The following is a 25,665-nucleotide window of genomic DNA, read 5'->3' on the forward strand; positions in this document are numbered from 1 at the left end:
GGGCCGATACTGGAGGGGATGGAGTGGTTCACCGCGCCCGACCACTGGCTGAGCCGGATCGTCTTCCAGCGGGGCCTCGCCGGGCTGTACTGCGTGGCGTTCCTGTCGGCAGCCCTCCAGTTCCGGGCGCTGATCGGGGAGCGCGGCATGCTCCCCGTACCGGAGTACGTGCGCCGCACCCGCCCGCGCCACACCCCCTCGCTCTTCCACTGGCGCTACTCCGACCGCCTCTTCGCGACCGTCTCCTGGACTGGCGCCGCCCTGGCGCTCGCGCTCGTCGCGGGCGCCGGGGACGCCGTGCCGCTGCCGGTCTCGATGCTCCTGTGGCTGGTGCTCTGGGCGCTCTACCTGTCGATCGTGAACGTGGGCCAGACCTGGTACTCCTTCGGCTGGGAGTCCCTGCTCCTGGAGACCGGCTTCCTCGCGGTCCTCCTCGGCAACGACGACACGGGCCCGCCGGTCCTCGTCCTGTTCCTGCTGCGCTGGCTGCTCTTCCGCGTCGAGTTCGGCGCCGGACTCATCAAGATCCGCGGCGACCCGTGCTGGCGGAACCTGACCTGCCTCTACCACCACCACGAGACCCAGCCGATGCCCGGCCCGCTGAGCTGGTTCTTCCACCATCTGCCCCGCCCGCTGCACCGGGTGGAGGTCGCGGCCAACCACGTCGTCCAGCTGGTCGTGCCGTTCCTGCTCTTCACCCCGCAGCCGGTGGCCACGGTGGCGGCCGGTCTGATGGTGGCCACCCAGCTGTGGCTGGTGCTCTCCGGCAACTTCGCCTGGCTGAACTGGATCACGATCGTGCTCGCCCTGTCGGTCGTGGACGCCTCCCCGCTCACCGGCGAGCACCCCCAGCCGGATCCGCCCCTCTGGTACGTGGTCGTGGTGGTCGCGGCGACCGCCTTCATCCTGGTCCGGAGCTACCGCCCGGCGCGCAACCTGCTCTCCCGGCACCAGGCGATGAACCGCTCGTACGACCCGTACCACCTGGTCAACAGCTACGGCGCGTTCGGCACCGTCGGCCGGATCCGCGACGAGATCGTCGTCGAGGGCACCGAAGACCAGGTGCCGCACCCGGGCACGGTGTGGCGGGAGTACGGCTTCAAGGGCAAGCCGGGCGACCCGCGCCGGCTGCCCCGGCAGTTCGCCCCGTACCACCTGCGGCTCGACTGGCTCATGTGGTTCGCCGCCCTCTCCCCCGGCTACGCGCGCGAGTGGTTCGGGCCCTTCGTGGAGCGGCTGCTCGAAGGCGACCGGGACACCCTGCGGCTCCTCGCGCACAACCCGTTCCCGGACGCCCCGCCGACCCTCGTCCGCGCCCGGCTCTACCGCTACCGGTACACGACCTGGCACGAGCTCCGGACGACCGGGGCCTGGTGGCACCGCACGCTGGTACGGGAGTACATGCCGCCGATCCGCCTGCGGGCACCCACGGGCACCTCCCGCTGAACGCACCGGTGCCCCCGGCCGGGAACGGCCGGGGGCACCCGGGGTGAAGCGGAGGGATCAGTCGATGCCGGGCAGGATGTGGGGCTCGGCGAGGTCCTCCTCGTAGCCCGCGAGCCGGATCGGGGCCGCGTGGGCCCAGACTTCGAGGCTGCCCAGCTCGCCGTTCCGGCGCGGCCGGTCGTTGCGTTCGGCCGGTCGCGGTTCCTGCTTCGTCAGTTCGGGTGTCACCGCGCACTCCTTTGTGTCGCGTACCTGTGGGACAAGTGCCGGTTCGGTCGCGGTGGCGCCGTTCGTGGCGGGACCGCGGCCTTGGTGGCAGGCCTGTCCCAGGAAGGCCGTGAGGACGGTGTGTGTCCTCGGTGGCCGACCGTGAGCATCAGACTAACCAAATGAGCGCCCCCGCGCTCTACCGGGCTCCAAAGTGTGACGCAATCGGGTGAAGCACGACGGAAAAGCGCCCCATCAGGCCGATGGGGCGCTCTTGCCGGAACCGCGGAGCCGTCCGTAGGAGGGCGGCCGTTCGGGCCGCCATCCGCAGGGGTGGTGTTCGGACCGCCGTCCGTAGGGGACGGCGGCCGGGCCGTCTACCAGTTGGCGGGGGCGTAGTCCTTCAGGAAGCAGCCGTAGAGGTCCTCGCCCGCCTCGCCGCGCACGACGGGGTCGTACACCCGGGCCGCGCCGTCGACGAGGTCGAGCGGGGCGTGGAAACCGGCCTCGGCGAGGCGCAGCTTGTCGAAGTGGGGACGCTCGTCGGTGATCCAGCCGGTGTCGACCGAGGTCATGAGGATGCCGTCGGTCTCGAACATCTCCTGGCCGCTGGTCCGCGTCACCATGTTCATCGCGGCCTTCGCGGCATTGGTGTTCGGGTGGCCGGCGCCCTTGTAGCCGCGGCTGAAGACGCCCTCCATCGCCGACACGTTCACGACGTAGGCGCGCCCGCTGGAAGCCTTCTTCGCGGCCTCGGCCATCGACGCCCGCAGCTTGCTGATGAGGATGAACGGGGCCGTGTAGTTGCAGAGCTGGGTCTCCAGGAGCTCCACCGGGGAGATCTGCTCGATGCTCTGCACCCACGTGTTGCTCTCGACGACGTCCGGCACCAGGCCGCCGGCGTCGATGGCGGTGCCGTCGAGGTGCTTGGCGATGGTGGCGTTGCCCGCGACGAGCGCGAGGTCGGCGACCTGCTGCGCCTCCAGGTCCCGCACGCCGGCGGGAAGCTCGGACGAGCCGACGAGCTCGCCGACCGCGCCGGAGTTGAACGCGCCGATGACGTGGTGGGCGGGCAGCTCACCGGCCGGCAGCGGGGCGTTCTCGCCCTCGACGAGGGCGGAGTAGGCGGAGGGCAGGCGGCGCACGGTCTGCGTCGCGTTGTTGATGAGGATGTCCAGGGGACCGGCCTCGGCCATCTGGTCAGCGAGGGCCACGGCCTGGGCGGGGTCGCGCAGGTCGATGCCGACGACCTCCAGGCGGTGCATCCAGTCCGCGGAGTCCTCCATCGCCTTGAAGCGGCGGATGGCGTCCTTGGGGAAGCGGGTGGTGATGGTGGTGTGGGCGCCGTCGCGCAGCAGCCGCAGCGCGATGTACATGCCGATCTTGGCCCGGCCGCCGGTGAGCAGCGCGCGCTTGCCGGTGAGGTCGGCACTGGCGTCGCGCTTGGCCCGGTTCAGCGCCGCGCACGGCTGGCAGAGCTGGTGGTAGAAGTAGTCGACCTCGACGAACCGCGTCTTGCAGACGTAGCAGGAGCGCGGGCGCTGGAGTATCCCCGCGATCCGCCCCTCCTCGGTGACCGAGGTGGGCAGGATGCCCTCGGTCTCGTCGTCGATGCGCTGGGCGGAGCCGGTGGCCGTGGCCTCGGTGACCGCCTTGTCGTTCGCGGTCTTCGCGGCCCGGCGCTCCTGGCGACGGCGCTGCTTCACGGTCCGGTAGATCCCGGCGGTGGCGCGCCGGACGGTGATCGCGTCCGGGTGGTCGACGTCGATCTTGTCGAGCTCGTCGAGGACGCTCAGGCAGACGGCCAGGCGCTCGGGGTCGATGCCCGGCCCGTATTCCTGGTTTTCTTCGGTCACCGTCATGGCCTTCGGGTTCCTCGTTCGCTCGTACGTCGCCGCTCGCGGGCATTCAAAGGCCCAACTTTACGGAGCGGGGGGCCGCGCCTCCAAACCCGTTCGGGGAGCGTGGTCGAAGACACAGTCCCCGCAGAGTCCGCCGCCCGGGGCGCGGTAGTAGAGGCAGCAGCTGGTGCGCCGCAGCCGGGGGCCGCGGACCGTCCCGGCGAGGTCCGGGTGGTCCAGGAGGCCGGAGACCAGGGCGGCGGCCCGCTCGGCCGCCTCCGGCCGCCCGTGGGCGCGCGCCCAGCGGATCAGTTCGCGCAGGGCGCCGGCGAGGGCGGAGCCGGCGTTGCCCCACAGCAGGCGCGGGGAGACGTTCCCGTCGCGGCGCAGTGCCTCGTGGAGCGGGACGAGATGGGCCTCCTGGACGGCCTCGCGCAGCTCGGCCACGGTCGCGGGGCGGGTCGTGGAGCCGGCCCACCACAGGTCGTCGGGCGAGGTCAGCGCCCCGTCCCAGGAGAGCTCGGCGGGGTCGAGGGCCGGGAAGCGGCCGTGGAGCGCGGCGGGGCCGAGGGCGACGGACCAGAGCCGGGCGGCGAGCCCGAGGTGGGCGACGGAGGCGCCGACGCGCCGCTCGGGGACGCCGAGCCGGGCGGTGACGTGGTCCACGCGCGCGGTGAGGGGGCCGTCCTCCCCCGCGTACAGCCGGGCGAGCGGGCGGTGCGCGCCGCCGGTCGCGGGGGCGGTGGTCCGCAGGACGAAGAAGCCGCCCGGCGACCCGCCGTCGCCGCTCGCGCCGAGTCCCATGCGCACGCCCCCCGCCCCGGAGTCCTGTCGTCGGCCCCCACCGTAACTTCTCCGAAGTCCCCCCAGGCCCCCGCACAGCCGCCGCGAGGAGACCGTAAAGACCGCTTTGCACCCCTTCCGACCTGCGCGGGTGTACACCCCGGGACGTACGCGGGGGCCGTGTACTGCGTCGGTGGTACCCGCGAAGACGTCCCCTGGTACGACGACGCGGACGGCCGGGAAGAGAGATCGTGGAAGGTATGAGTCCACTCATGCTGTCCGTCGCCCTGGCCCTGGCCTCCGCGGTCGCCTACGCGGCCGCGGCGATCGTGCAGGAGCGCGTCGCGGCCTCCGCCGCGGGTCGGCGCTACGCGCCGCTGCGCAGCCCCGCCTGGTGGGTGTCCGTCCTGCTGAACGGCGTCGGCGCGACCCTGCACGTCGCCGCCCTGGCGTACGGGCCGCTCAGCCTGGTCCAGCCGCTGGGTGCCCTGACGATCGTCTTCGCGCTGCCCATGGCGGCCCTGTTCGTCGGCCGCCGGGCCGGGCGGCGGGCCTGGCGCGGCGCGCTGATGGCCACGGCGGGCCTCGCCGGGCTGCTGAGCCTCACCAGCGGCGCCGAGGCCGGGTCCCTGGCCGACGGGGAGCGGTGGCTGCTGGCGGGCGCCACCTTCGGCGCGGTGGTCGTCCTGTTCACGGCCGCGCACCTGGTGGGCCGGTCCGTGCTGCGCAGCGTCGTGCTCGCCGCGGCGGCGGGCGTCTCCTTCGGCATCGCCTCGGTCCTCACGAAGGCGGTGGCCGAGGAGTGGACGCCCCGGGCCCCGCTCGCCGAGTGGACGGGGCTGCTCGTCCTCTCCGTGTTCGCGGTGACCGGCCTCCTGCTCTCCCAGGCCTCGTACCGGGGCGCGGGGCTCGCCGCCCCGCTGGCCACCGTCACGGTGGTGAACCCGGTGGTCGCGGCGGCGGTGGGCCTGACGCTGTTCGGCGAGAGCTTCCGGTACGGCACGGCGGGCACCGTCGCCGCTCTGGTCTGCGGCACGGTCGCGGCGGCCGGCCTCGTCCAGCTCACGCTGGACCGCATGGCGGTGCCGCAGGAGCCGCCGTCGGTGTCACCGGCGGCGGACTCCCCGGCGTCAGACGGAGACTCCCCGCGCCCTGAGATACGCCAGGGGGTCGACGTCGGAGCCGTACCCGGGTCCCGTCCGGATCTCGAAGTGGAGGTGCGGTCCCGAGCTGTTGCCGGTCGATCCTGAGCGCGCGATGCGCTGACCGGCGTGCACCCGCTGGCCCTCGCGGACGGTGAGGGCGGAGAGGTGCGCGTACTGGCTGTAGCGGCCGTCGTCGTGGCGCAGGACGATCTGGTAGCCGTACGCGCCGCCCCACCCAGCGGAGACGACCCGCCCGCCGGCCACGGCCTTGACCGAGGTGCCGGTGGGCACGGGGAAGTCGACCCCGGTGTGGTAGCCGCTGGACCAGGAGGAACCACGGGTGCCGTACCGGGTGCCGATGTCCGCGGAGACGGGCGCGGAGTAGCTGTGCCCGGCCGGCTGGGAAGCGGGCTTGGGCGCGGGCCGGTGACTCGGCTTGCCGCTGGGCTTGGGGCTCGGCTTCGGGGTGTGCGGCTTGGGGGTGTGCGGCTTGGGGGTGTGCTGGGTGTGCGGCTTGGGGGTGTGCTGGGTGTGCGGCTTGGGGGTGTGCTGGGTGTGCGGCTTGGGGCTCGGCTTGGCCGCGGGCTTCGCGACCGGCTTGACGGACGGCCTCGCGGAGGGGCGGGCGTCGGGCGTCCTGGGGAGCGCGGGCTTGGGCGCGACGGCCTGGGGGGACGCGGCCTTCGGAGGCGCGGCCTTCGGAGGCGTGGCCTTCGGGGGCGTGGTGGTCCTGACCGGTCGAGCGGTCCTGGGGGGCGGGTCGGCCTTCTCCGCCGTCCTGGGGGCGGTGATGCGCAGGGTCAGGCGCTGGCCCGGGTGGATGAGGTCGGGGTCGTCGCCGACGACGGACCGGTTGGTCTCGTACAGGCGCTGCCAGCCGCCCTTGACGTGCTCGTCGCGGGCGATCTCCGACAGGGAGTCGCCGGGCGTCACGGTGTACATCTCGCGCACGGTGGGCACGGTGGTCGGACTCGCGCCGTGCGCCGCCTGCTCGGGTAAGACGCGCTGCCCCGGCAGGGAGGCCGTGCGGACCGCGTTCCCGCCGCCGGCCGGATCGGCCGCCGTGGCGCGCAGGGCGGTGACGTCCGGTGCCTCCCCGCCCCGGGCGAGCCCCGCCCGGGGGCCGCAGGACGGCCACGCGCCGGGGCCCTGGCCCTTCAGGACGCGTTCGGCGATCGCGATCTGCTGGTCCTTGGAGGCGAGGTCGGCGCGCGGCGCGTAGTGCGTGCCGCCGTACCGCTCCCAGGTGGACTGGCTGAACTGGAGGCCGCCGAAGTAGCCGTTGCCCGTGTTGACGTGCCAGCTGGAGGAGGACTCGCAGGACGCGACCTTCTCCCAGACGTCGAGCGAGGCGGCGTGCGCGGCGCCCGCCCCGATCAGCGGCAGCGCCATGCCGGCGCCTCCCGCCGTGACGGTGAGCGAGGCACGGTTGATCCGGCTCGGCTGGTGGCGGCGGTGACGTCCGCGTACGGCCATGGGCCCCCCTTGAACACAGCAGCAGCCGTCCAAGTTAGGGGTGGCGCACGCTCCGTGACAAGGGTCGCGCGAAAGCTGAAGTCCCTTCTGTCACCTCTGCGTCGACTCCGGTCACCCGCCGGCGGGCCCGGGCTCGGGCCGGGGCTCGGGGTCCGGTACGGGCCCGCCCGGCTGGGGGGTCGGCGGAGGCGCGGGGTCCGGCGGGGCCGGGACCGGGTTCGGCGGGGGCACCGGAGGCGGCGAGGGAACCGGGGGCGGGATCGGCGACGGGGGCAGCGGATCGGGGAAGGGGTGGGTCATCACGGACCTCTCGGTCGACGGGTCTCCCTTTCGCGGGGTCTCCTTCACGGGGTCTCCCCCTCCAGGGTCGCCCCGCCGCCCCGGCCGCGCCCGCCGGACCCCGCCCTTCGGGTCACCCGGGCCCCTCACGGAGAGGACCCCGGCGACCGACGGTCACCAGGGTCCCGAAGCGGCCTCGCTCCGGCCTTCCGCCGCTCAGACGGAGGCGGGCACGGCGTGCGGGGGGCGCATCGTGTCGCTGCCGGGGACGGGAGCGGACGCGTCGCCCCCCAGCTCCACGATGCGGTTGTCGCCGTCGACGTGCACGACCCGCGGCACGAAGGCCCGCGCCTCCGCGTCCTCCATCTGCCCGTAGCTGATGAGGATCACCAGGTCGCCGGGGTGCACGAGGTGGGCGGCGGCACCGTTGATCCCGATGACGCCGGAACCGCGCTCGCCCTCGATGACATAGGTCTCGAGCCGGGCCCCGTTGTCGATGTCGACGATGTGGACCAGCTCACCGGGCAGCAGATCGGCCGCCTCCATCAGCTCCGCGTCGACGGTGACCGAACCGACGTAGTGCAGGTCGGCCTGGGTCACGGTGGCGCGGTGGATCTTGGACTTGAACAGAGTACGCAGCACTTGGGACTCCTCTGAGACGGCTCCCTGCCTGCTTTCTGCAGGTCAAGGGCGTCCTCGACTTTACACCGACACCCCCGTGCGATGTTTGTGAGGAACATCGCTCCGGTCGGACTGGACGGCGTCCCACCTGGACTTTCGCGCCGCACCGGCGCCTGTTGGGACGACCGCCCCGGAACGCCCGGGGACTCGTGCTGACCGGATGCTGACTCACCTGATGACTCATCAGATATGTGGGAGTTCCTCTGCACGCACGGATGAGGTGCGCCCATGTACCACCGACCTGTCGGGCGCTGACCTCGCTCTGGCTCACGGAGCATGGCCTGTTTGGCCATCAGACGGTCGACGCTCGACCGCTCCTGAAGTCGGCTCGCTGTCTGCGGCCCGTCCGGGGCCCTCGGCAGCGTGGAACTCGCGAGCAAGGCAAGGCCAAGGCGCCAACGCCGACCCGCCCGGGCCAAAGCCAAGATCACGCGCCCCTGCGCACTTGCGTGCGCCGTTCCTCCCTTCCGTACGGTCCAGCCGATGGTGAACCGCTCGCGCACACCGTGAAGGAGAGCTGTTGAAGCCGACCGAGGAAGTGCTCCAGGGCCTGACCCAGCCGTCGAACGTCTCCGTCCACTCCGACGACGCGCTCGTCGGGAAGGTGAAGGCCGCCGTCGCGGCGGATGACAAGAAGCGGAAGGAGAACGAGGACGAGCCGCTCCGCCGGAAGCCCGCCCTCGCCCCGATCCCGCCGACGGAGCTGCCCCGGCAGTTCGAAGTGACTCTCTGGGACGTGCTCCACACCCTCGCCCGGGCCACCTCCCTGTCGTGGCGCGGTGCGGGACGGGGGCTGGCGGAGCACTGGGGCGCGCTCAAGTACACCCAGGCCCTGGCCGGCGGTCGCGACTCCTTCCTCGGCCTCACCGACGAAGGCCACCGCATCGCGGACCACTACAAGTCACTGCAGTCCGGCGAGCTCGGCATCGGCTTCGCCCTCACGCTCGCCGAGCACATGCTGCGCAGCCGCTTCCCCGACCACTCGGTGACGATCGTCCCCGCAGACACTGCGTTACGCGCGGGCTGGGCCCTCACCAGCAGGGACAAGGGCGAGAAGGTGAAGTACCGCTATCGTCCCCAGTACTTCGCGGAGGTCTGGCGGCCGGGCGAGCCGTCCCTCGTCATCCCCCTCGCCTGCAAGGGCAATCACGGCGACTCCGCCACCTCCGCCGAGCAGCTGGCCTCCGCCTCGGCCCACGCCGAAGCGGTCCACATCGGCCCGTGGAACAAGACCCCCGGCCTGCTGTTCAGCACGCAGCTCCCGACGGACGGCGGCACGACGACCGTCCACGCCCTCCAGGCACCCGGCAGTGGCGGCCGGTTGTCCCCGGCGGAAGGCCGGGAGGCGAACCTCAACGCGAAACCGGCACAGGCGAACGTGATGCCGGACATCCACCCGCCGACCGAGGGCCTGGTGGCACCGGAGCCCGTACGGGGTTGCCACGTGCAGCCGAAGGACTACGCCTGGTTCCAGGAGTCCCTGGCCCACACCACCGCGGCGGGCCTCATGGCCTTCACCGGCTCCGGCCACGCCACCGCCCGTCACCTGACCGACCGGCAGGGCCGCAAACGCTTCACCGGCCTCGAGCACGCGGCCGGCATGAGCATCCAGGACGCCGCCCACACCCTCTTCGGCAACGCATACGTCGGCACCGACCACGTCTTCCGCCTGAACGGGCCTCGTGTCGAGGCGTTCTCCGGCGTAGATGAGGAGGTCTTCCGACTTCTCGCCAGGGGCGACATCGAGGAATACCGCGCCCTCGTCCACGCGAGCCGCCACGTCCGCCCCCGCCTCACCTTCGACAAGGACTGGGGCGGCCCCGTCTCCGTCCACGCCGACGGCTCCGTCCTCGCCCTGCGGCTACTGCCGGGGCAGGCCGAGGACCCCTGCGCGTACTCGTCTCGCTGACGCGCCTCTGAGACAACACGCCCGTCCGGACGGCCTCTGGGCGGACGACCAAATCGCCTGACGGCCAGGAGCGCGGGCCTCGACCCGCATCACTGTCCGAAGGAGACCTACGCTCCTGCTGTCCAGCAGCTCCAACGTCTCTTCCCACTGGAAACGGTCCGCTCCCCCACCCGCCTCCGGCCGGTGCGGCTCGTACGACTCGACCATCACACCCATCTTCCGCAGCTGGTCCAGACTCCGTCCGTACGCCAGATGGGCGGCCATGGCGGCGTTCACGTACGGCAGGCAGGACGACCGTCGGGATGCCCATCCCGTACGCCTCGCACAGGATGCCCAGCGCCGTCGCCGACCTCCACCAGCGGGGCTGGGTCCACGGCGACCTCCAGCCCGAACACGCGACCCACACGAAGACCGGCGTCCAGCTCACCGACTGCACGTGGGCCGTGTCCCTCGCCCTTGCCCCGTCCTGGACCTTCTGCGGCGGCCTCCCCACTTTTGGCCCCCGAACTGGCCGCGGCCATCGAAGCAGGCCACCGCCCGGTCAAGGTCACCCCAGCCGCCGAGGTCCACACTCTCGCCGCCACCCTCTGGCACGCCGCCACCGGGACCTGGCCCTTCGGCTACGCCGGCGGCAAGGGGCCCGAGCACCCCCTGCTTGGCTCTCGGGTCCGTGAGCTGATCGCCGGTCGTCGACTACCGCTCACGGTCACCTCGCAGTGGCCCGACTTCCTGGCCGTCCTGCGGATCCTGACCAGCGCGTCCCAGGTCCGCCCTACGGTCCTTCGCCTCGCGACACTCCTAGAGGGCGTCCCGTCTCCGGGGTGACGGTGAAGTGGTCGATCGAGCCGCTGCTATGCAGCTCAGCCCGTCACAAGTCGCCTCGGATGGCCGATTTTCATTGAACGGTCATCTACCTGGCAGTACGAGGCTAAAGTCGTCGCCCTGACAACACCTACCCCGCCGCCGGCGGGCGTCGGTTCGCGACCGACAGCAGGACTGTGCACGCAGGGGAGCGTGCATCCCATAGCAACAAGGGGGACCCAGACGTGGCCCGAAACCAGAGACCTCAGCCGACGGCAGAGGACAAGAAGAACTTCCGCGTCGGCTGTGGCTTCATGCTGGCCATGCTTCTCGTCGTCGGCGGATGCAGTGCTCTGTTCAACGACGACAACGACTCGTCGTCCGCCTCCTCGTCTTCATCGGCCTCGTCATCCGTCCTCGACGACAAGGCGGCGACCGTCACGGTCGGGGACTTCGTCGGCATGGAGCTCCAGGCGGCCCAGGACGCGGCGCAGGCCGACGGCATCTACCACCTCGACTCGACAGACGCCACCGGTCTGGGCCGCCAGCAGTTCCTGGACCGCAACTGGACGGTCTGCTCCCAACAGCCCGCAGCCGGCGCGACGATGAGCACCGACGACACACTCACGTTCGACACCGTCAAATCCAGCGAGGGTGAGACCTGCGACGACCCCACGGGGGTCGGTAGCAGCGACGAATCCGGCACCGTTTCGGGTACGGAGGACGACTACAGCGACGACGGTTCCTCCACCGCCTCGGGCACGGGGGACGACAGCGACAGCAGTTCCTCCACCGCTTCCACCACCGGAGACGACTACAGCGACGACTCCTCCAGCAGCGGCTCCAGCTCGTCGACCGGCTCCTCCTCCTCAGGAAGTGACACCAGTTCCTCCTCGTCGGGGAGCGACTCCAGCTCCTCCTCGTCCTCGGACGACTCGCAGCAGGCACCCGCAGGAGCCACCGCCCAATGCAACGACGGCAGCTACAGCTACTCCGCGCACCGTCGGGGCACCTGCTCGCACCACGGCGGCGTAGCCGTCTGGCTCGCCAGCGTGCCTTCGTAGAGAGAAAGCCGTCGTGATTCTTTCAGCGAAGAAACCGATACCGCATCACTGACGACCGGCGGCCGGAGCGCGCCAGGTCGAGGCAGAGCCGCCTGCGTTGCATCCATCGGGCCGCCTCATCGGGCTCGGCCCGTTCCTGGGCGCGGCGGTAGGTGCCCGATGGTGGCCGCCGGTCAGTGGTCGAATGTGCCGAGGTGGCGACGCAGCAGGCCACTGATGTCTTCCCGGCTCCCGCCGGCCGGCAAGGGCGAGGGAGTGTCCTCGCCGTTCGCCATGGCGAGGCTGCTGGCGAAGCGTACGAGGTGGGGCGCCGGGACGAAGGAGTCACGCAACCAGATGGCGAAGGCCCCGGCTTCGTCCGCGGTCACGTCGGTGAGGGTGATGTAGGCGTAGTCGGGCTCCGTGATGGCCGCGGTCCCGTTCACCCACACGTCGGGGGCCGGTTCGATCTCGAAGTCCAGCACGGTCATCTCGTGGATGCCGGACCTCCGGTGCCCGATGGCGGGATCGGGAAACCCCTCGCGCAGCGCCCGCTCCAGGGTCTGCAGTGTGGCGTGCCAGGCTCCGCCCTCCCCCTCGGGGGGATAGAAGGCGAAGTTCGTCCGGATGTTTCGTGCCATGGCCATGGTCTGCCTTGTCCTCAGGGGACGTACCGCGTCGAGCCGGGCCGTGCCCGTCATCGCCATCATGGACTGCCAGTGGGCGGCGTTGTCCTGTCCGTTCGTCACGATCTCCAGGCCCCTGATCCCGCTGCTGGCGGGGTTGGCCATGGCCTGCTTGTAGCGGACGTCGACGTCACCCGGACCGCGGAGGAGTTGACGGAGGTCTGCACCGAGGACTTCGCCGACCTCGTCACCGTCGACCTCTTCGACTCCGCGCTCGACGAAACGGGCATGGGTTCAGCAGGGGCTCTGACGCAGCGCCGAGTCGCCCAGCGCTCCGTCCTCGACGGCTGTCCGGAGTCCCTGCTCCGCATCGACGAGGCCCACTCCTACCCCGATGAATCGGAACCGGTTCGCGCACTGGCCACCGGACAACCCGTCCTGCACCACATCGCGGGGACCGAGATGTGGGCGGCCTGGTCTCTCCGGTCGAGTCGTACCTGAAGGATCTGGCTCTCGGCGACAACATCCCTGCTACCGGCCGGAGTTATGCCCATGATTTGCTGCGATGGTTCCGGCTGTTGTGGTTGCTGGGCGTCGACTGGGAAAAGGCGACGGAGGCGGAGGCCGCGGCACTGGTCGACTGGCTGCGTACGGCCAAGAATCCGCAGCGGCGCCGCAGCGACCCCAAGGCGCCACCTCCCGGGTCGGTGAACCCGCGCACCGGCAAGCAGTACCTCAAGGCCGGCTATGCGCCGACGACCATCAACCATGCGTTGACCGTCGTCAGTGGCTTTTATGCCTTTCACCACCACTACGGCCGCGGCCCTGTCATGAACCCGGTGCCGGAGTCCGTGCAGCGCCGTCGGGCCCTTGCGCACCGCGCCCCGGACAGCCCTGCACCGTTGCATCGCCGCGCTCGGCTACGTCAACGCACCCAGCAGAAGCAGCCGCGGGCAATCCCCGACGCGATGTGGGATGAGTTGTTCGCGGCCATGAACCACGACCGTGACCGCGCCCTGCTGCAGCTCTACGTCTCCAGCGGAGCCCGCGCAAGCGAACTGCTGGGCATCACCCTTGGTGACGTCGACTGGTCCGGCCAGCAGCTCTACGTCATCTCCAAGGGCACCAACGTGCGCGAACCGGTGCCGGCCAGCCCACAGGGCTTCCTGCTCCTGGCCGCATACCTAGACCAGGCCGGCACCCCGGGCTCGGGCGAGCCGCTCTGGCGGACTCGGCACGGTGCCGAGAAGCCGCTGACCTACTGGGCCATGCGCCGCATCCTGCAGCGCGCGAACACCAAGCTCGGCACCAACTGGACCCTGCACGACCTGCGCCACACCGCCGCTCAGCGGATGGCGAATGACCCCAGTCTCACTCTCTCGGAAGTACGCGCGATCATGCGACACACCGCCCTGGCGACTACGGGTATCTACCTCAACACCCGCATCGAGGACCTCTTCGACAAGCTCCAGGAGCACTACAACAGGCCCCGCGTCGAGCGGACCTTCGCCGCCGGATACGACCCGGCCGACATCCAGGCGGTGTTCGGTGGTTACTGAGGTTGAACTCGTGATGTCGCTGGGTTGCTCAGGTGGGTCTGATGGTCAGGCCGGTCTCGGCGAGGCAGCCGTCTATGAAGTCGCTGCGGTACTGGATGTGCCGTAAGCCGCGTCGGATGCGCTGGACGAGGTGTTCAGGGGTGGTGAAGGCCACGTTGGAGAGCCAGCCGCGCCGCAGGAGGGACCAGATCCCTTCGACGGGGTTGAGGTCGGGTGCGTAGGGCGGCAGGTGGTAGATGGTCAGCCAGTCCCGGGAGGCGGCAAACTCCCGCAGGCCGACGGCCTTGTGGACGTTGAGGTTGTCCCAGACGAGCACGATCGGGCCCTCGAGCTGCTGATATGCGGCGATCAGCAGGTCTCGGTAGTCGCGCCAGGAGAAGCTCTTGCGGCCGTCGCGGCGGTCGTCCCGGCGTGACTGGTGGATCAGCCTGAAGCGGTGGCCGGGTTTGTAGCAGGTCAGCGCGGCGATGGATATCCGTCTGCGGGACCGGCCACGGACCCTCACCACCGGGGTCCTGCCGCGCTGCGACCAGGTCTTCGCCTGCGGCGGCGTCATGGAGAATCCGGCCTCGTCCTCGAAGACGAGCCAGGCTCCACTCACCGCCGCGAGTCTTCCGCGCAGGGCCACACCTCCTTGACCCACCCGGCCACCGCGTCGTCGTCCCGCTCCATGGCGCGTCGGGCCGGGACCTGGCAGGACCAGCCGTTGCGGACCAGCAGTTTCCGCACGCCCTGGATGGTGTAGGTCAGGTGGAAGCGTCGGCCGATCACCGTCTTGATCCGCTCCAGCGTCCAGCGCTGGTCCTCCCAGCCGTGCGCGGCCGGCCCCTTGGCCAGCTCCGCCTCCAGCTGGGCGAACTGCTTTTCGCTCAGCCTCGGCAGTGACGCCGGCCCCTGTGACCGCAGGGCCCGCGGACCGCCCTCGTCCCACGTCCGCCGCCATCGCTGCACCGAGCGGACGCTGACCCGCAGGTCCTTGGCGATCAACGAGCTCGCCTCGCCCCGGGCGAACCGCTCGGCCGCCTTGAGGCGTAACTCCTCGCGGAACTGCTGCCGTTCGGCGGTCAGCCCGCCCCCTTGTGGATACCGCATGCCCCGGTGATACCGCACGGGCCACGAGTCGTCAGCCCCTACGACACCACGAGTTCAACCTCAGTAGCCGCGGCACTCTCACACCGACCTACACCGCCCGCAACCGCAGGACGGTCTTGCGTGACGTGGAGTTCGACGAGCCGGTGCCCACCAGGTTCCCGGACGCCGCCGTCAAGGCTGCACCGGCGCCGAGGCCGGAACATCCGCCTGCTCCGTTCGGCGATCTGTCCCAGGCATCAATCCCGGTGCTGTGCTCGCTGGTCAAGGACGTGATCCCCGGCCGTACTCACTCTACCCATGAGAAGCGCCGCCGCGGGTTGCGGCTGCTGTTCGGGCACTTGGAAACGCTGCCCGGGGCCACGTGGCAGGCCCGGCGGGAAGCGAGTGGATTCAACGGGGACAAGGCGCTGCCAGTCAACAGCCTGGTGACCCCTGGGCGCCACCAGGACGGCTACGACCTGACCTCGGCCGCCAAGATGGCCTTCTGCATGCGGGTGATCCAGCCGACGCTGGGCGGCTTCAGGGCCAACGTCTTCGCTGACTTCCCCGACGCCTTCCGGCAGGCCAATCATGACCCCGAGCTGGACGCGTACTTCGCCGCCGTCGACGCCCGCTCCGAACTCGGTCACGGCAACCGGATCCGGGCCAAGTTCGATGTCTCCTGCGCTTTGTCCACTCAGGGCATCGCGCTCGCGGATCTGACACCGTCCGCTCTGCTCCACTACTCGCTGGAGTGCCGCCGCCTGGGCGTCACTCACGGCGCGAACAAGGACACCACGCGCTTCGGCGCCCTCGGTGCCTGGGAAATCCTGCACTCCACGGGGCATTTCCCGCCCGGAACACCGACGACCCTGCGGAAGTTCATCTACAACGGACAGCTCACACCCGAGCAGATGGTCGACCGCTATCCGATCCGTCACCAGGGGATCTGCCAGCTGATCATCGACTACATCGTGCGGCGCCAGGCGGACACCGACTACAACACCCGCGACGGTCCGACCCGGATCCTGACCGGCACCTTCTGGGCGAAGGTCGAGAAGATCAACCCCGACCAGGCCGACCTGAACCTCAACCAGGACGTCTACGACCAGTGGCGGACGGAGATTGCCTACTGGGAGCGGGACCGGACAAAGGAGCGCAAGAACGTCGAGCAGATTCTCCTCGCGATCCGCGGCTTCTATCCCGACCTGCAGAGCTGGGCAGTTGAGGAACCCGAACGATGGGGACACTGGGTCGTCCCATGCCCGATCCGCCCGCAAGAACTCAAGGGATTCTCCAAGCGCCGGCGCGAGATCAACCAGCGGATGGCCGACCGAACCCGCCAGCGGCAGCCGCTGCTGCCCACGCTGGTGAAGTACGTCGAGGAACGACACGAGAAGCTCGCCGGCCTGCTGGAAGCCGGACGGGCCGTCGGTCTCGGGGAAGCCTTCGAGTTCCAGGGGCGCCAATACCGCCGCACCAATTCGAAGAAGGACCAACGACTCCTCCAGGTCGAAGACGAACCACCCGTCCGTGTCCTGGACAAGACCACCGGCGAAACCACCAACGTCACCCTGGCCGAAGACACCGCCTTCTGGGAATGGACCGCCGTCGAAGTGCTTCGGCACAGCGGTATTCGAATCGAGGAATTGTCCGAGCTCACACACCTGAGCGTTCGGCAATACGAATGCCCGAACGGCGAGATCATTGCCCTGCTGGTGATCGCGCCGTCCAAGAACGATCGCGAACGCGTCATCCCCATGTCCGCCGAGCTCTTCCACACCATCGCCCAGATCATCCGCCGTCACACCAGAGAAGGCCGGACGATCCCGCTGGTCAGCCGCTACGACGGACACGACAAACTGTGGTCGGACCGGATACCGTTCCTCTTCCAGCGGCAGATCGGTAGCATCCGCAGCGTCCTGGCCACCGGCACGATGCTCAACATGCTCCGCCGGACCTGCCAGAAGATCGGCGAGACGAACAAGGCATTCGCCGGCCTGACCTTCACACCCCACGACTTCCGAAGGCTCTTCGCCACCGAAGTCGTCAACGGCGGGCTTCCCATCCATATCGGAGCGGCTCTGCTCGGACACATGAATCTGCAAACGACACAGGGATACGTGGCGGTCTTCAACGAAGATGTCGTCGCCCACTACCAGCAGTTCCTCAACAACCGGAGGGCACTGCGGCCGCCCGCGGAATACTGTGAGGTCACCGAGCAGGAATGGACCGAGTTCGAGGAGCACTTCGAGAAGCGCAAGGTCGAACTCGGCAACTGTGCTCGTCCCTACGGCACCCCCTGCCAGCACGAACATGCCTGCATCCGTTGCCCAGTCCTGCAGATCGACCCCAAGATGCTGCACCGGCTCGACGAACTCGAAAAGGACCTCGTCCTACGCCGCAAGCGAGCCGAGAACGAGGGATGGCTCGGCGAGATCGACGGCATCGACAAGACGCTGGCCTTCCTCCGCGGCAAGCGCATCGAAGCCGAACGGATCCGACAGCGAACCGCCGTCCACCTCGGCCTGCCTCAAGTCCGCCGACCACAAGACCCGTGACCCCACCGCCCACATCACCGCAACCAACGCCCCCATCGAGTGAAGTGCAGAGAAGGGTGATCCAGTGCAAGCACCGGCGGGCCGGTCTGTCCGGGGCTGCGGTGGGCACCCCGGACCTGCAGGTCCTCAACGGCACCGGCCGGCCGGTGCACAAGGACGAGGTCGTCGTGCTCGTCACCAACGGCAGATTCTCCAAGCCGGCGTTCGACTTCGCCCGCTCCCAGCGGCTGCACCTGGTCGACCGCACCATGCTGGGCGAGTGGGCGAGCGGCTCACGGCCCCTGTGGGAGCTGCTGCGGGCCGTGCCCCCGCCCCGCCGGCCCCCGTCTGCCTGACTGGATCCCGCACGAAGAAGCCCCGGAGCGGCGCCCCACCTGTTCGTGCAACAGCGATGTTTGTTTCGGCCGTGGCTCACGTGGCGGGAGCAAGGCTCTCTTCTGACGGGCGATCTGCAGCTTGATCTAGTGTCCTGAGTCGGAAGTCTTTAGGTAGATCTCTGCTTCGATCGACCGGCGGCCGCGCCCGCTTCTCACCAGGTTGGGGCTCGACTTGGAGCCGTCGGCCCGAAGGCCGGAGGCTGAGAGAACCACCCAAGAATCTCCGACTCAGGACACTAGGTCCTCTCGTGTGGATCTTGCCGGGCTCGCATGCCCTGGTGCCGCACCTCGCCGCGTTGCCGTCGGCCGGCAAGGCTCCCTCCTCCGCCTTGCGATCCACGGCACCGGACCCCGCTCACTGATCCGGCCTGATCCGAACGAAAGACCCTGGGGCGTGAGGATGCCGAGCTCCCGCCGGAGTCCTGCGGGGAGATGCCTCCGGTCGCGGTGGCGAAGAGCGGCATGAAGGCGAGACCGAAGCCGAAGCCGAAGCCGATGAGGAGGATGCCGGGCAGCCGGTGGGTGGCGTAGGAGCCGCCGGCCTCGACGCCGGACAGGAGCGCAAGGCCGACCGACGCGAGCGCCAGGCCCGGGACGATCAGGCCGCGGGGTGCCGGCCGGTGCTGCTGGCGGGCGGAGACCTGGGCGGAGGCGTTCCTCCCATCGGCAGCAGGCCAGGCCGATCCGGGCCGGGGCAGCCGAGGGCATCCACCCGACCACATCGTCGGCCCGCCCGGCACATTCGCCGGACCGGTCGCGCCGAGCGGCCTGCCTGGCCCCAGGGGCGGCCCGAGACTCACCCGTGACCTGCGGAAAGATCCACGACGGAGGTTATCGCCGGTTTCGTCGCCACCCGCACAGGATCGTCACCGAACCGACATACCGAGCGGTCGGAAACCCCTTACGCAAGGGCTATACCCATGAGTAACGTACGCGGACCACCAGCGCCACCCGCCCGTTCCCCGGGGCGGCAAGGAGCAAGATCGATGTCGTACCACCAGCCTTTCCCCGGCCCACCGCCCCTACCCCAGCACCGGAATGCCGGGCGGCACCGCCAAGAGGCGGCGTCGCAGTCCTGGGAGGATGGATCGCCGTCCTGGGATACCGATCCACAGGCAGCCTGGGACTCGTCCCCGCGAGCGTGGGACTCCTCGCCGCAGGGCTGGGGCTCCGCGCAGCAGCCCTGGGACGCGTCCTGGCAGCCGCAACCGCCCGCTGCCACCGACGATCGTGATGATCTGCACCGGCTCGGATCGGCTTACCGCAGGCTCCGTCGCGTCGCCACCTTCACCGCGCTCGGCTACTTCGTCATCTTCCTCTTCCTGTCCGGCTACGCCCCCTCGATGATGACCAGCAACATCACCGGTGGTCTCACCACCGGTCTGGTCCTGGGGCTCCTCCAGCTGCCCGTGGCGCTGGCTGCGATCGCGCTGTACGAGCGGATCGCGCGCCGCCGCGTCGACCCGCTCGCCGCGGCGATCCGCGAACGCGCCGAGCGGGCGGCCGCGGCAGCCGCGCCCCGGACGGAACGCCAGAGCCGCTCCGGACGTCCCGTGTGGCAGCAGCCCACCGGAGGTGCGCGCGCATGACCAGCTTCAGCTCCGAGGCCCAGACCATGTCGCTGATCGCGTTCATCGCGGTCATCACCGTCACGCTGCTGCTGTGCGTGATGACCGGCCCCGACCGTGACGACCTGGGCGATTTCTACACCGGCTACCGCTCGCTGTCCCCCGTGCAGAGCGGCCTCGCGATCGCCGGCGACTACATCTCCGCCGGCACCGTGCTCGGCACCATCGGCATCATCGCGCTCGTCGGCTACGACGGCGTCACTCTCGCCCTGAGCACCGTGCTCTCGCTGGTCCTGATGATGTTCCTGCTCGCCGAACCGCTGCGTAACGCCGGCCGGTTCACGATCGGCGACGTCCTCACCCGGCGTCTCCCCGGCCCCGCCGTGCGGATCGTCACGGCCGCCGTGACCCTGACCGCGCTGCTGCCGCTGGTGATCTTCCAGCTCGCGGGCGCGGGCGATCTCCTCTCCGTCGTCCTCGGCTTCGACTCCGACGGCTTCAAGACCGGGGCGATCGTGTTCCTGGGCCTGCTGATGATCGCGTACGCGGCGATCGGCGGCATGAAGGGCACCGCGTTCATCCAGATCGTCAAGACCGTCGCCCTGCTCGGCGCGTCCCTCGCGATCGCCGCGCTCATCCTCCACCGCTTCGACTTCAGCCTGCCCTCCCTGCTGGACGCCGCCAAGCGCGGCAGCGGGGCGGGAGACGCCTATCTCGCCTCCGGTCTGCAGTTCGGCGGCAACGAACTCGACATGATCAGCACCCAGTTGACGGTCGTGCTCGGCGCCGCGGTGCTCCCCCACATCACCATGCGCATGTTCACCGCGCGCAGCGCGGCAGCCGTGCGGCGCTCGATGTCCTGGGCCGTGTCGACCGTCGTCGTGACCTGTCTGCTGATCGCCGTCATCGGCTTCGGCGCGGCGGCGATCGTCGGCCACCAGGGGATCGTCGCCGGCGACCCGCAGGGCAAGACGGCGTTCCTCATGGTCAGCCAGGCCATCATGGGGACCGACCAGACGGCCGTCGAGACCCTGCTGTTCACGGCCGTGGCGACAGCCGTCTTCCTCACCCTGCTGGCCTCGGTCGCCGGGATCACCCTCGCCTGCGCCAACACCCTGGCGCACGACCTCATCACGCACGGGCTGCGCCGAAAGGCGCGACTGAAGGGCTCCGCGGAGATGGCCATCGCCCGGATCGCCGCGGCGGGCGTCGGGCTCGTGGCGATCGCGATCGCCGCCGGTGCACGGCATCTGAACCTTCAGGCACTGCTCACCCTGTCGTTCTGCATCGGCGCGTCCGCGGTCGCACCGGCCCTCGTCTACAGTCTCTTCTGGCGCCGCTACTCCCGTACGGGACTGCTTTGCACCCTCATCGTGGGCAGCGCCTCCGCGTGCATCCTCATGACCGGCAGCAATCTGGTGTCCGGATCGCCCCAGGCGATCTTCCCGGGCCAGGACTTCAACTGGTTCCCGTTCACCACGTCGGGCATCCTCTCGGCCCCGCTGGGCTTCCTCGCGGGCTGGCTCGGCACGGTGCTCTACGAACGTGACCCGGCCGACCAGCACATGCGGTACGAAGCGGTGGAGGAGACGATCCTGGCCGGCACACCCGCGGCGAACAGCGCCTCTGTGTCCTGACGTGCACGCCCCCGCGAAAGGGCGCCCGGCCTGAAGTTCCAGGCCGGGTGCCCCTTTCGGCTGTCCCGAGGTGCCTAGGTCCTCTCGTGTGGATCTTGCCGGGCTCGCGTGCCCTGGTGCCGCACCTCGCCGCGTTGCCGTCGGTCGGCATGGCTCCCTCCTCCGCCTTGCGATCCACGGCACCAGACCCCGCTCACTGATCCGGCCTGATCCAAACGAAAGACCCTAGTTGTGCTGTTGAGCGTCGACCATCGACGGCGAGACGCGCCCGGTGAAGAGCTGGACCCACGAGGGCGGTCTGCAGGTGGCCGGAGCGGCCTGACCCGCGTAGGGGACGGCCCGCATCGTCCGTCCCGTGCCCTGGCCGGGGCGGGTGCCGTTAAAGACGGCGTGGACCATGACACCGAGCCTGGAACCGGCACCTACTCCGACGATCCCCGCCTCGCTCTGCTCACCCACGCCGAGGCCCGCGAGACGGTCGAGCCGTTCCAGCTCCTGGAGCAGCTCGACCCCGACGGGCGCGGCCGGACAGCTCGTCATCGACCCCGCCCGTCGTCTACCCGCCCCGTGATCACGACCGCAGGAAACCATCAGGCCGCCGCAAGCCTCCGGGCCGGTTGGATGATGCCGGGATCGGGGCTCAGCATCAGCTGTTCCTGGCCCGGGCCCAATCCACCTGGCGCAGCAGCCGGTCGGCGAACTGGATGATCCGGGCCGCCTCGATCGGGTCGCCGAAGTCCACGACGGCCGTCTGCGGCTGCCGGCATCAATGCACTGAACCAGCAGCCGCCTGAGAGGGGTGGCCCCTTCGGTGCAGGGGCCACCCCTCTCAGGCCGCCCGCAGTATGAGATGGCCTTCCGGGCTACGGCCGGATTGTGCCAGCATGCCGGGCATGCAGCAGCAGCTGATTATCAGCGGCAGCGTGCCGGCACCGAGCCCGAGGGAGTGACCCTCCCCGCGCTCACCGCCCGCACGCAGACCTCTCGCACCTCGCGAGGGGTCTTTTCCATTTTCCGGCCCCACCACGGCCCCCGTGAACAGGACCACCACCCCATGGAACACACCCGACTCACCGTCACGCTCCGCCCCGGCCACGGAACACTCGCCCGGCTCGCCGCCACGCTCAACAACCACCACGTGCTGGACCTGACCTACACCACCTCACCGGCGAACACGACCACAGCCGTCGTATGCGTGGCACAATCCGACGCCCTGCGCGCCCAGCACAAGCTGCGCAGGCTCGTCGACGTGATCGAGGTGACGCCGACTCCCGCATCGCCGGGCACCGCAGAGGCGGCAGACATCCCCCGCACCCGCCACCACGCCACCGACGCATCACGCCGGTGAACGGTCCGCCCGGTGTCACGGCCGAGAGGGTGCGCTTCCACGGTGTGCTCGTGTGCGATCGGCGTAAGGAGCTCTGCGGGGCTGCTGGGGCAGGGCCACCGGCTCCATGGGCACTCATCGCGGTGTGCTTGGTGCCGCCGAGCGGTGGCCGGTGGAGCCGAGCCCTGCCGGCGGGGCTCAGATCTGTCGGTCGTCGCTGTGGCGGCCGAGGGCGCGGCCGAAGCGTTCGGAGACGGCCGGCATCAGGCTCTCGCCACCGGCGGGGCGGTCCAGGCCGAAGACGTATCCGGGAAAGTCCAGGTCCTTCTGCACCGCCCAGATCCCGTCGTGGTCCTCCGGCGGAAGGATGCGCACCGGGTCGCCGACGGCGACCCAGCCGATCGGCACCGTCGAGCCGGCGGGCAGCACGGTGCGCAGGTGCACGACGCCGTTGATCCGCACCTCGGAGCGGGTCCCGATCCGTGCCCCGTTGAAGACGCGGCTGCCGGTGGCCAGGAAGACCTCGTCCTCGACCCGGCAGCCGGTCAGGTAGGAGGTGGGGCCCACCAGGACCTGCCGTCCCAGGACCAGCGGGTCCCGTCGGGTGCCGCGCAGGACCGCGTTCTCCATCACGATGCCGCCCTCGCCCAGCTCCACCGGTCCGCCCTCGGCGGTGAGCACCGCACCGAACAGCACCCGGCACCCACGCGCACGTCCCCGCACAGCGTGGCGGTCGGAGCGACATAGGCGGTGGGGTGGACGGAGGGCGAACGGCCCTCATGAGTCATAAGACCGTGCCCTATGTGGTGAGACGGTCGCTGAGACCGTCATGGGGCGGGGTACGTGGAGTTGGATTGTTCCGGACGGGCTGTGGGAAATCGCGAAGCCACTGATCCCGCCGTCGAAGGTACGGCCACAGGGCGGCGGGACGCAGGACACGCCTGATGAAACGCTGTTCGCCGCGATCATCTACGTGCTGGTGTCCGGCTGCGCCTGGCGGGCTGCCACCCTGCTTCGGGGTCTCGAAGTCGACAGCCCATCGCCGGTTCCTGATCTGGTCCCGTGCCGGAGTGTGGGGCCGGCTGCACGAGGAGATCCTGCACCGCCTCGACGACGCCAGCCTGCTCGACCTGTCCCGGGCGGCGCTCGACTCCGCCCACGTCCGGGCGGGAAAAGGGGGTGAACTCATCGGTCCGAGCCCTGTGGACCGGGGCAAGCCGGGTTCCAAGATGCACGTCCTGTCGGACGCGAACGGATTGCCCCTCCTCGTCGGCGTATCGGCCGCCGACACCCATGACAGCCAGGCCCTGAAGCCCATGGTCGCGGGTCTCCAAACGAAACACGACCCCTACCGCGGCCGCCATTTCAAGCCTCAGCGCCTGCACGACGACATGCGCGACTATGTCGCCGAACGGCTCGGGCCGGGCCCTGGTGGACCGGGAGCTCTACCTGCCCAAAGCCTGGACATCCGACCGCGAACGCTGCCGGGCCGCGAAGATCCCTGACGAGCGGGGCTTTGCGACCAAGGGCGAACTGGCCCGGGACATCGTCCGCCGCTGCCTCACCGCCGGCCTGCCCGCCGCATGGGTCACCGCGGACGAGGCCTACGGACAGGACTGGCACTTCCGCCGCCTGCTCGAGCAACTCGACATCGGCTACGTGGTGGCGGTGCCGAAATCCCAGCAGATCAAGTCCCTGGCCGGTATCTGGCGCATTGACCAGCTCATCGAAGAAGCAACGGCTGTCCTGCGGCAACGGAGCAAAGGGGCCACGAGTCTATGACTGGGCCACGGCCAAGCTGCCCGCCAACCTCATCTTCGATCCCGACCCGCCGGCACATCACCGCTGGGTCATGGCCCGCCGCAGCATCTCCGACCCCGGCGAGATCGCCTACTACCTCACCTACGCTCCCGTCGACGCCGAGATCGCCGAGCTGGCCCAGATCGCCGGCTCCCGCTCCTGGACAGGGACGTGAAGGGGTGCGTAGGCGAGGTAGTAGGCGATCTCATCGGGTTTGCTGATGCTGCGCCGGGCCGGCGCCCAGCGCATCCGCTGGGGGGACCTCGCCCTGGTAGTCGAACTCGGCGACGGCCGGCAACCGCACCGCTGCCCAGTGGTAGACGCGGGGCCCTTCGCGCCGTCGTAGCATGAGATCTCATCCCGCGCTTCGTCCGGGGCCTGCGCGAACAGAACATCGATCCGTGAACAGCCCACACTGAACTGTGACTTGGGGACCGCCAGCACATAGCCGACACCTGACTGTTCCAGTAGCCGGCGGAACCGGTTGTCCTGACCGTAGGCGGAATCTGCGGCGCCCCAGGAGATGGGCAGCGGCGAGGCGAGGGCCCGCAGCACGATGTGCCGGGCCAGTTCGCCCTTGGTGGCGAACTCCCGCTCGTCGGGGACCCTTGCGGTGCGACAGCGTTCCCGGTCCTCGGTCCAGGACTTCGGGAGGTAAAGCTCGCGGTCGACCAGGGCCCGGCCGCGGGCGGAGGCGTAGGCGGCGAAGACGCCGATCTGACAGTTCTCGGTCCGGCCGGCGGTTCCGGAGTACTGGCGCTGGACCCCGGCCGAGGTGGTTCCCTTCTTGATAAACCCGGTGTCGTCGATGATCAGCACGCCGCCGTCCTCGCCGAGTTTGTCGGCGACGTACTCCTGCAGGTCGTCTCGGATGTCATCGGGTTCCCACTTCGCTCCGGCAAGGAGGTTCTGCAGGCCGTCGGGCGTGCGGTGGCCGGCCTGCTCGGCCAGCTGCCAGCTGTTCTTCCGGGCCACCGGGGCGAGCAACCCGCGCACGTAGTCACGCATGCGGCGGCGGAGCTCGACTCGGCCGAAGCGATGCCCGACGGCCAGGGAGAGATCGTCCAGTTCGAGGTCCCACTGCGCGGCGGCATGCTCGGTGATCACCCTCGGAGGCTGCCCCGCCGCTGTCGCCACCTGCGGCGTTGTCGCACGATCGAGGGTGGTCTCCGTGAGACCGGGCCCGCACGACCGAAGTCCCGCCACACTCCCGTCACCCGACGAAAGACCAGGTCAGACACCGAAATCCTGCTGGAGTACTAGCTGTCCCACGTCCAGTCCGTGACCTCGGGCATGTCCACGCCGTGCTCGCGGATCCACGCGTGGTGGCGCTGCAGGGCGTCCGCCATGTGCTGGCGTACCCCGGCTGCGCGGACGGCGAGGCCGGGGAGCTGGAATCCCTCGGCGCGGCCGCACGGCTCCGGCACGCCGCCAGGGACCACGGGCGGCGACCCGGCCGACTCGCGAGGCGGCCGACGCGGGCCGCGGCGACGTCTTCCTCGAACTGGCGCGGCAGTACGCCGCCAGC

General features: G+C 70.1%; 22 protein-coding genes and 5 pseudogenes. 14 read left to right on the forward strand and 13 right to left on the reverse strand.

Going from position 1 to position 25,665, the window contains the following annotated elements; translation table 11 throughout:
* Positions 1 to 18 precede the first annotated feature (18 nt).
* Positions 19 to 1,446: a lipase maturation factor family protein gene (locus BLW86_RS04550; RefSeq protein ID WP_093872811.1), complete on the forward strand. Its 1,428-nt coding sequence runs from the start codon at positions 19 to 21 to the stop codon at positions 1,444 to 1,446.
* A 57-nt stretch (positions 1,447 to 1,503) separates the two neighbouring features.
* On the opposite strand, the gene BLW86_RS41880 is transcribed toward BLW86_RS04550, so the two are convergent.
* The 3 genes from BLW86_RS41880 to BLW86_RS04560 all read right to left on the reverse strand — a co-directional run bounded on the left by BLW86_RS41880 (position 1,504) and on the right by BLW86_RS04560 (position 4,298).
* Positions 1,504 to 1,674 (reverse strand): hypothetical protein, encoded by a 171-nt coding sequence (locus tag BLW86_RS41880; protein WP_177181554.1) that lies wholly within the window; start codon positions 1,672 to 1,674, stop codon positions 1,504 to 1,506.
* A gap of 356 nt (positions 1,675 to 2,030) precedes the next feature.
* On the reverse strand, positions 2,031 to 3,515 hold the full coding sequence (locus BLW86_RS04555) for an SDR family NAD(P)-dependent oxidoreductase (protein ID WP_093872812.1): 1,485 nt from the start codon (positions 3,513 to 3,515) through the stop codon (positions 2,031 to 2,033).
* A 60-nt stretch (positions 3,516 to 3,575) separates the two neighbouring features.
* The gene (locus tag BLW86_RS04560; protein WP_093872813.1) at positions 3,576 to 4,298 is read right to left on the reverse strand and encodes a (2Fe-2S)-binding protein; all 723 of its coding nucleotides are present in this window, start codon (positions 4,296 to 4,298) and stop codon (positions 3,576 to 3,578) included.
* Between the two features lie 239 nt (positions 4,299 to 4,537).
* Here BLW86_RS04560 and BLW86_RS04565 point away from each other — a divergent pair, with 239 nt between their 5' ends.
* Complete coding sequence (locus BLW86_RS04565) at positions 4,538 to 5,527, forward strand: DMT family transporter (RefSeq protein WP_256341207.1); 990 nt, start codon at positions 4,538 to 4,540, stop codon at positions 5,525 to 5,527.
* On the opposite strand, the gene BLW86_RS04570 is transcribed toward BLW86_RS04565, so the two are convergent.
* Positions 5,408 to 6,898, reverse strand: a complete 1,491-nt coding sequence (locus BLW86_RS04570) for a transglycosylase family protein (protein ID WP_093872815.1) — start codon at positions 6,896 to 6,898, stop codon at positions 5,408 to 5,410. The genes BLW86_RS04565 and BLW86_RS04570 overlap by 120 nt on opposite strands.
* A 495-nt stretch (positions 6,899 to 7,393) precedes the next feature.
* Positions 7,394 to 7,819, reverse strand: a complete 426-nt coding sequence (gene panD / locus BLW86_RS04580) for an aspartate 1-decarboxylase (protein WP_093872816.1) — start codon at positions 7,817 to 7,819, stop codon at positions 7,394 to 7,396.
* Between the two features lie 559 nt (positions 7,820 to 8,378).
* Between panD and BLW86_RS04585 the strand changes: the two genes are divergently transcribed.
* The gene (locus BLW86_RS04585) at positions 8,379 to 9,767 is read left to right on the forward strand and encodes a hypothetical protein (RefSeq protein ID WP_093872817.1); all 1,389 of its coding nucleotides are present in this window, start codon (positions 8,379 to 8,381) and stop codon (positions 9,765 to 9,767) included.
* A gap of 114 nt (positions 9,768 to 9,881) precedes the next feature.
* On the opposite strand, the pseudogene BLW86_RS42930 reads toward BLW86_RS04585, so the two are convergent.
* Positions 9,882 to 10,107, reverse strand: a pseudogene (locus BLW86_RS42930) (flavoprotein); the annotation flags it as partial.
* Positions 10,108 to 10,262: 155 nt separating this feature from the next.
* On the opposite strand from BLW86_RS42930, the gene BLW86_RS04595 reads away from it, so the two are divergent.
* Positions 10,263 to 10,592, forward strand: coding sequence for a hypothetical protein (locus BLW86_RS04595; protein WP_093872818.1), 330 nt, complete (start codon positions 10,263 to 10,265; stop codon positions 10,590 to 10,592).
* Positions 10,593 to 10,813: 221 nt separating this feature from the next.
* The gene (locus BLW86_RS04600; RefSeq protein WP_256341208.1) at positions 10,814 to 11,632 is read left to right on the forward strand and encodes a DUF3761 domain-containing protein; all 819 of its coding nucleotides are present in this window, start codon (positions 10,814 to 10,816) and stop codon (positions 11,630 to 11,632) included.
* A 173-nt stretch (positions 11,633 to 11,805) separates the two neighbouring features.
* Here BLW86_RS04600 and BLW86_RS04605 read toward each other — a convergent pair.
* A pseudogene (locus BLW86_RS04605) lies at positions 11,806 to 12,423 on the reverse strand (restriction endonuclease fold toxin-2 domain-containing protein); the annotation flags it as partial.
* Between the two features lie 24 nt (positions 12,424 to 12,447).
* Here BLW86_RS04605 and BLW86_RS04610 point away from each other — a divergent pair.
* Positions 12,448 to 12,738, forward strand: a complete 291-nt coding sequence (locus BLW86_RS04610; protein WP_256341209.1) for a hypothetical protein — start codon at positions 12,448 to 12,450, stop codon at positions 12,736 to 12,738.
* The gene (locus tag BLW86_RS04615) at positions 12,702 to 13,796 is read left to right on the forward strand and encodes a tyrosine-type recombinase/integrase (protein WP_256341210.1); all 1,095 of its coding nucleotides are present in this window, start codon (positions 12,702 to 12,704) and stop codon (positions 13,794 to 13,796) included. Before BLW86_RS04610 ends, BLW86_RS04615 begins: the two co-directional genes overlap by 37 nt.
* Before the next feature lie 28 nt (positions 13,797 to 13,824).
* Here the strand turns inward: BLW86_RS04615 and BLW86_RS04620 are convergent, their stop codons facing one another.
* Positions 13,825 to 14,352, reverse strand: coding sequence for a transposase (locus BLW86_RS04620; RefSeq protein WP_256341642.1), 528 nt, complete (start codon positions 14,350 to 14,352; stop codon positions 13,825 to 13,827).
* A 41-nt stretch (positions 14,353 to 14,393) separates the two neighbouring features.
* Positions 14,394 to 14,888: a winged helix-turn-helix domain-containing protein gene (locus BLW86_RS04625; protein WP_093872823.1), complete on the reverse strand. Its 495-nt coding sequence runs from the start codon at positions 14,886 to 14,888 to the stop codon at positions 14,394 to 14,396.
* Between the two features lie 125 nt (positions 14,889 to 15,013).
* Between BLW86_RS04625 and BLW86_RS04630 the strand changes: the two genes are divergently transcribed.
* The 4 genes and pseudogenes from BLW86_RS04630 to BLW86_RS04645 all read left to right on the forward strand — a co-directional run bounded on the left by BLW86_RS04630 (position 15,014) and on the right by BLW86_RS04645 (position 21,010).
* A complete protein-coding gene (locus BLW86_RS04630; RefSeq protein WP_256341211.1) occupies positions 15,014 to 17,428 on the forward strand; it encodes a tyrosine-type recombinase/integrase in 2,415 nt (804 codons plus the stop codon).
* A gap of 47 nt (positions 17,429 to 17,475) precedes the next feature.
* Positions 17,476 to 17,763 (forward strand): annotated as a pseudogene (locus BLW86_RS04635) (restriction endonuclease); the annotation flags it as partial.
* Positions 17,764 to 18,791: 1,028 nt separating this feature from the next.
* Complete coding sequence (locus BLW86_RS04640; protein WP_093872824.1) at positions 18,792 to 19,394, forward strand: DUF485 domain-containing protein; 603 nt, start codon at positions 18,792 to 18,794, stop codon at positions 19,392 to 19,394.
* Positions 19,391 to 21,010: a sodium/solute symporter gene (locus BLW86_RS04645; protein WP_093872825.1), complete on the forward strand. Its 1,620-nt coding sequence runs from the start codon at positions 19,391 to 19,393 to the stop codon at positions 21,008 to 21,010. The genes BLW86_RS04640 and BLW86_RS04645 overlap by 4 nt, the downstream gene beginning before the upstream one ends.
* Before the next feature lie 225 nt (positions 21,011 to 21,235).
* Here BLW86_RS04645 and BLW86_RS04650 read toward each other — a convergent pair whose 3' ends face one another.
* Positions 21,236 to 21,550 carry a hypothetical protein gene (locus BLW86_RS04650; protein WP_093872826.1) on the reverse strand — a complete coding sequence of 105 codons (315 nt, stop codon included), beginning with the start codon at positions 21,548 to 21,550 and terminating at the stop codon, positions 21,236 to 21,238.
* 514 nt (positions 21,551 to 22,064) lie between these two features.
* Here BLW86_RS04650 and BLW86_RS04655 point away from each other — a divergent pair.
* The gene (locus BLW86_RS04655) at positions 22,065 to 22,358 is read left to right on the forward strand and encodes a hypothetical protein (protein ID WP_093872827.1); all 294 of its coding nucleotides are present in this window, start codon (positions 22,065 to 22,067) and stop codon (positions 22,356 to 22,358) included.
* Between the two features lie 177 nt (positions 22,359 to 22,535).
* Here the strand turns inward: BLW86_RS04655 and BLW86_RS04660 are convergent, their stop codons facing one another.
* Complete coding sequence (locus BLW86_RS04660; protein ID WP_218138006.1) at positions 22,536 to 23,033, reverse strand: gamma carbonic anhydrase family protein; 498 nt, start codon at positions 23,031 to 23,033, stop codon at positions 22,536 to 22,538.
* A gap of 133 nt (positions 23,034 to 23,166) precedes the next feature.
* Here BLW86_RS04660 and BLW86_RS04665 point away from each other — a divergent pair.
* Together BLW86_RS04665 and BLW86_RS04670 are read left to right on the forward strand one after the other, a co-directional pair.
* A pseudogene (locus tag BLW86_RS04665) lies at positions 23,167 to 23,728 on the forward strand (IS5 family transposase); the annotation flags it as partial.
* Between the two features lie 10 nt (positions 23,729 to 23,738).
* The gene (locus BLW86_RS04670) at positions 23,739 to 24,119 is read left to right on the forward strand and encodes a transposase (RefSeq protein ID WP_256341212.1); all 381 of its coding nucleotides are present in this window, start codon (positions 23,739 to 23,741) and stop codon (positions 24,117 to 24,119) included.
* Positions 24,120 to 24,239: 120 nt separating this feature from the next.
* On the opposite strand, the gene BLW86_RS04675 is transcribed toward BLW86_RS04670, so the two are convergent.
* Positions 24,240 to 25,244, reverse strand: coding sequence for an IS701 family transposase (locus BLW86_RS04675; RefSeq protein ID WP_256341213.1), 1,005 nt, complete (start codon positions 25,242 to 25,244; stop codon positions 24,240 to 24,242).
* 152 nt (positions 25,245 to 25,396) lie between these two features.
* Positions 25,397 to 25,531 (reverse strand): annotated as a pseudogene (locus tag BLW86_RS40765) (hypothetical protein); the annotation flags it as partial.
* Between the last annotated feature and the right edge of the window lie 134 nt (positions 25,532 to 25,665).

The organism is Streptomyces sp. TLI_105, assembly GCF_900105415.1.
Taxonomy (GTDB): Bacteria; Actinomycetota; Actinomycetes; order Streptomycetales; family Streptomycetaceae; genus Streptomyces.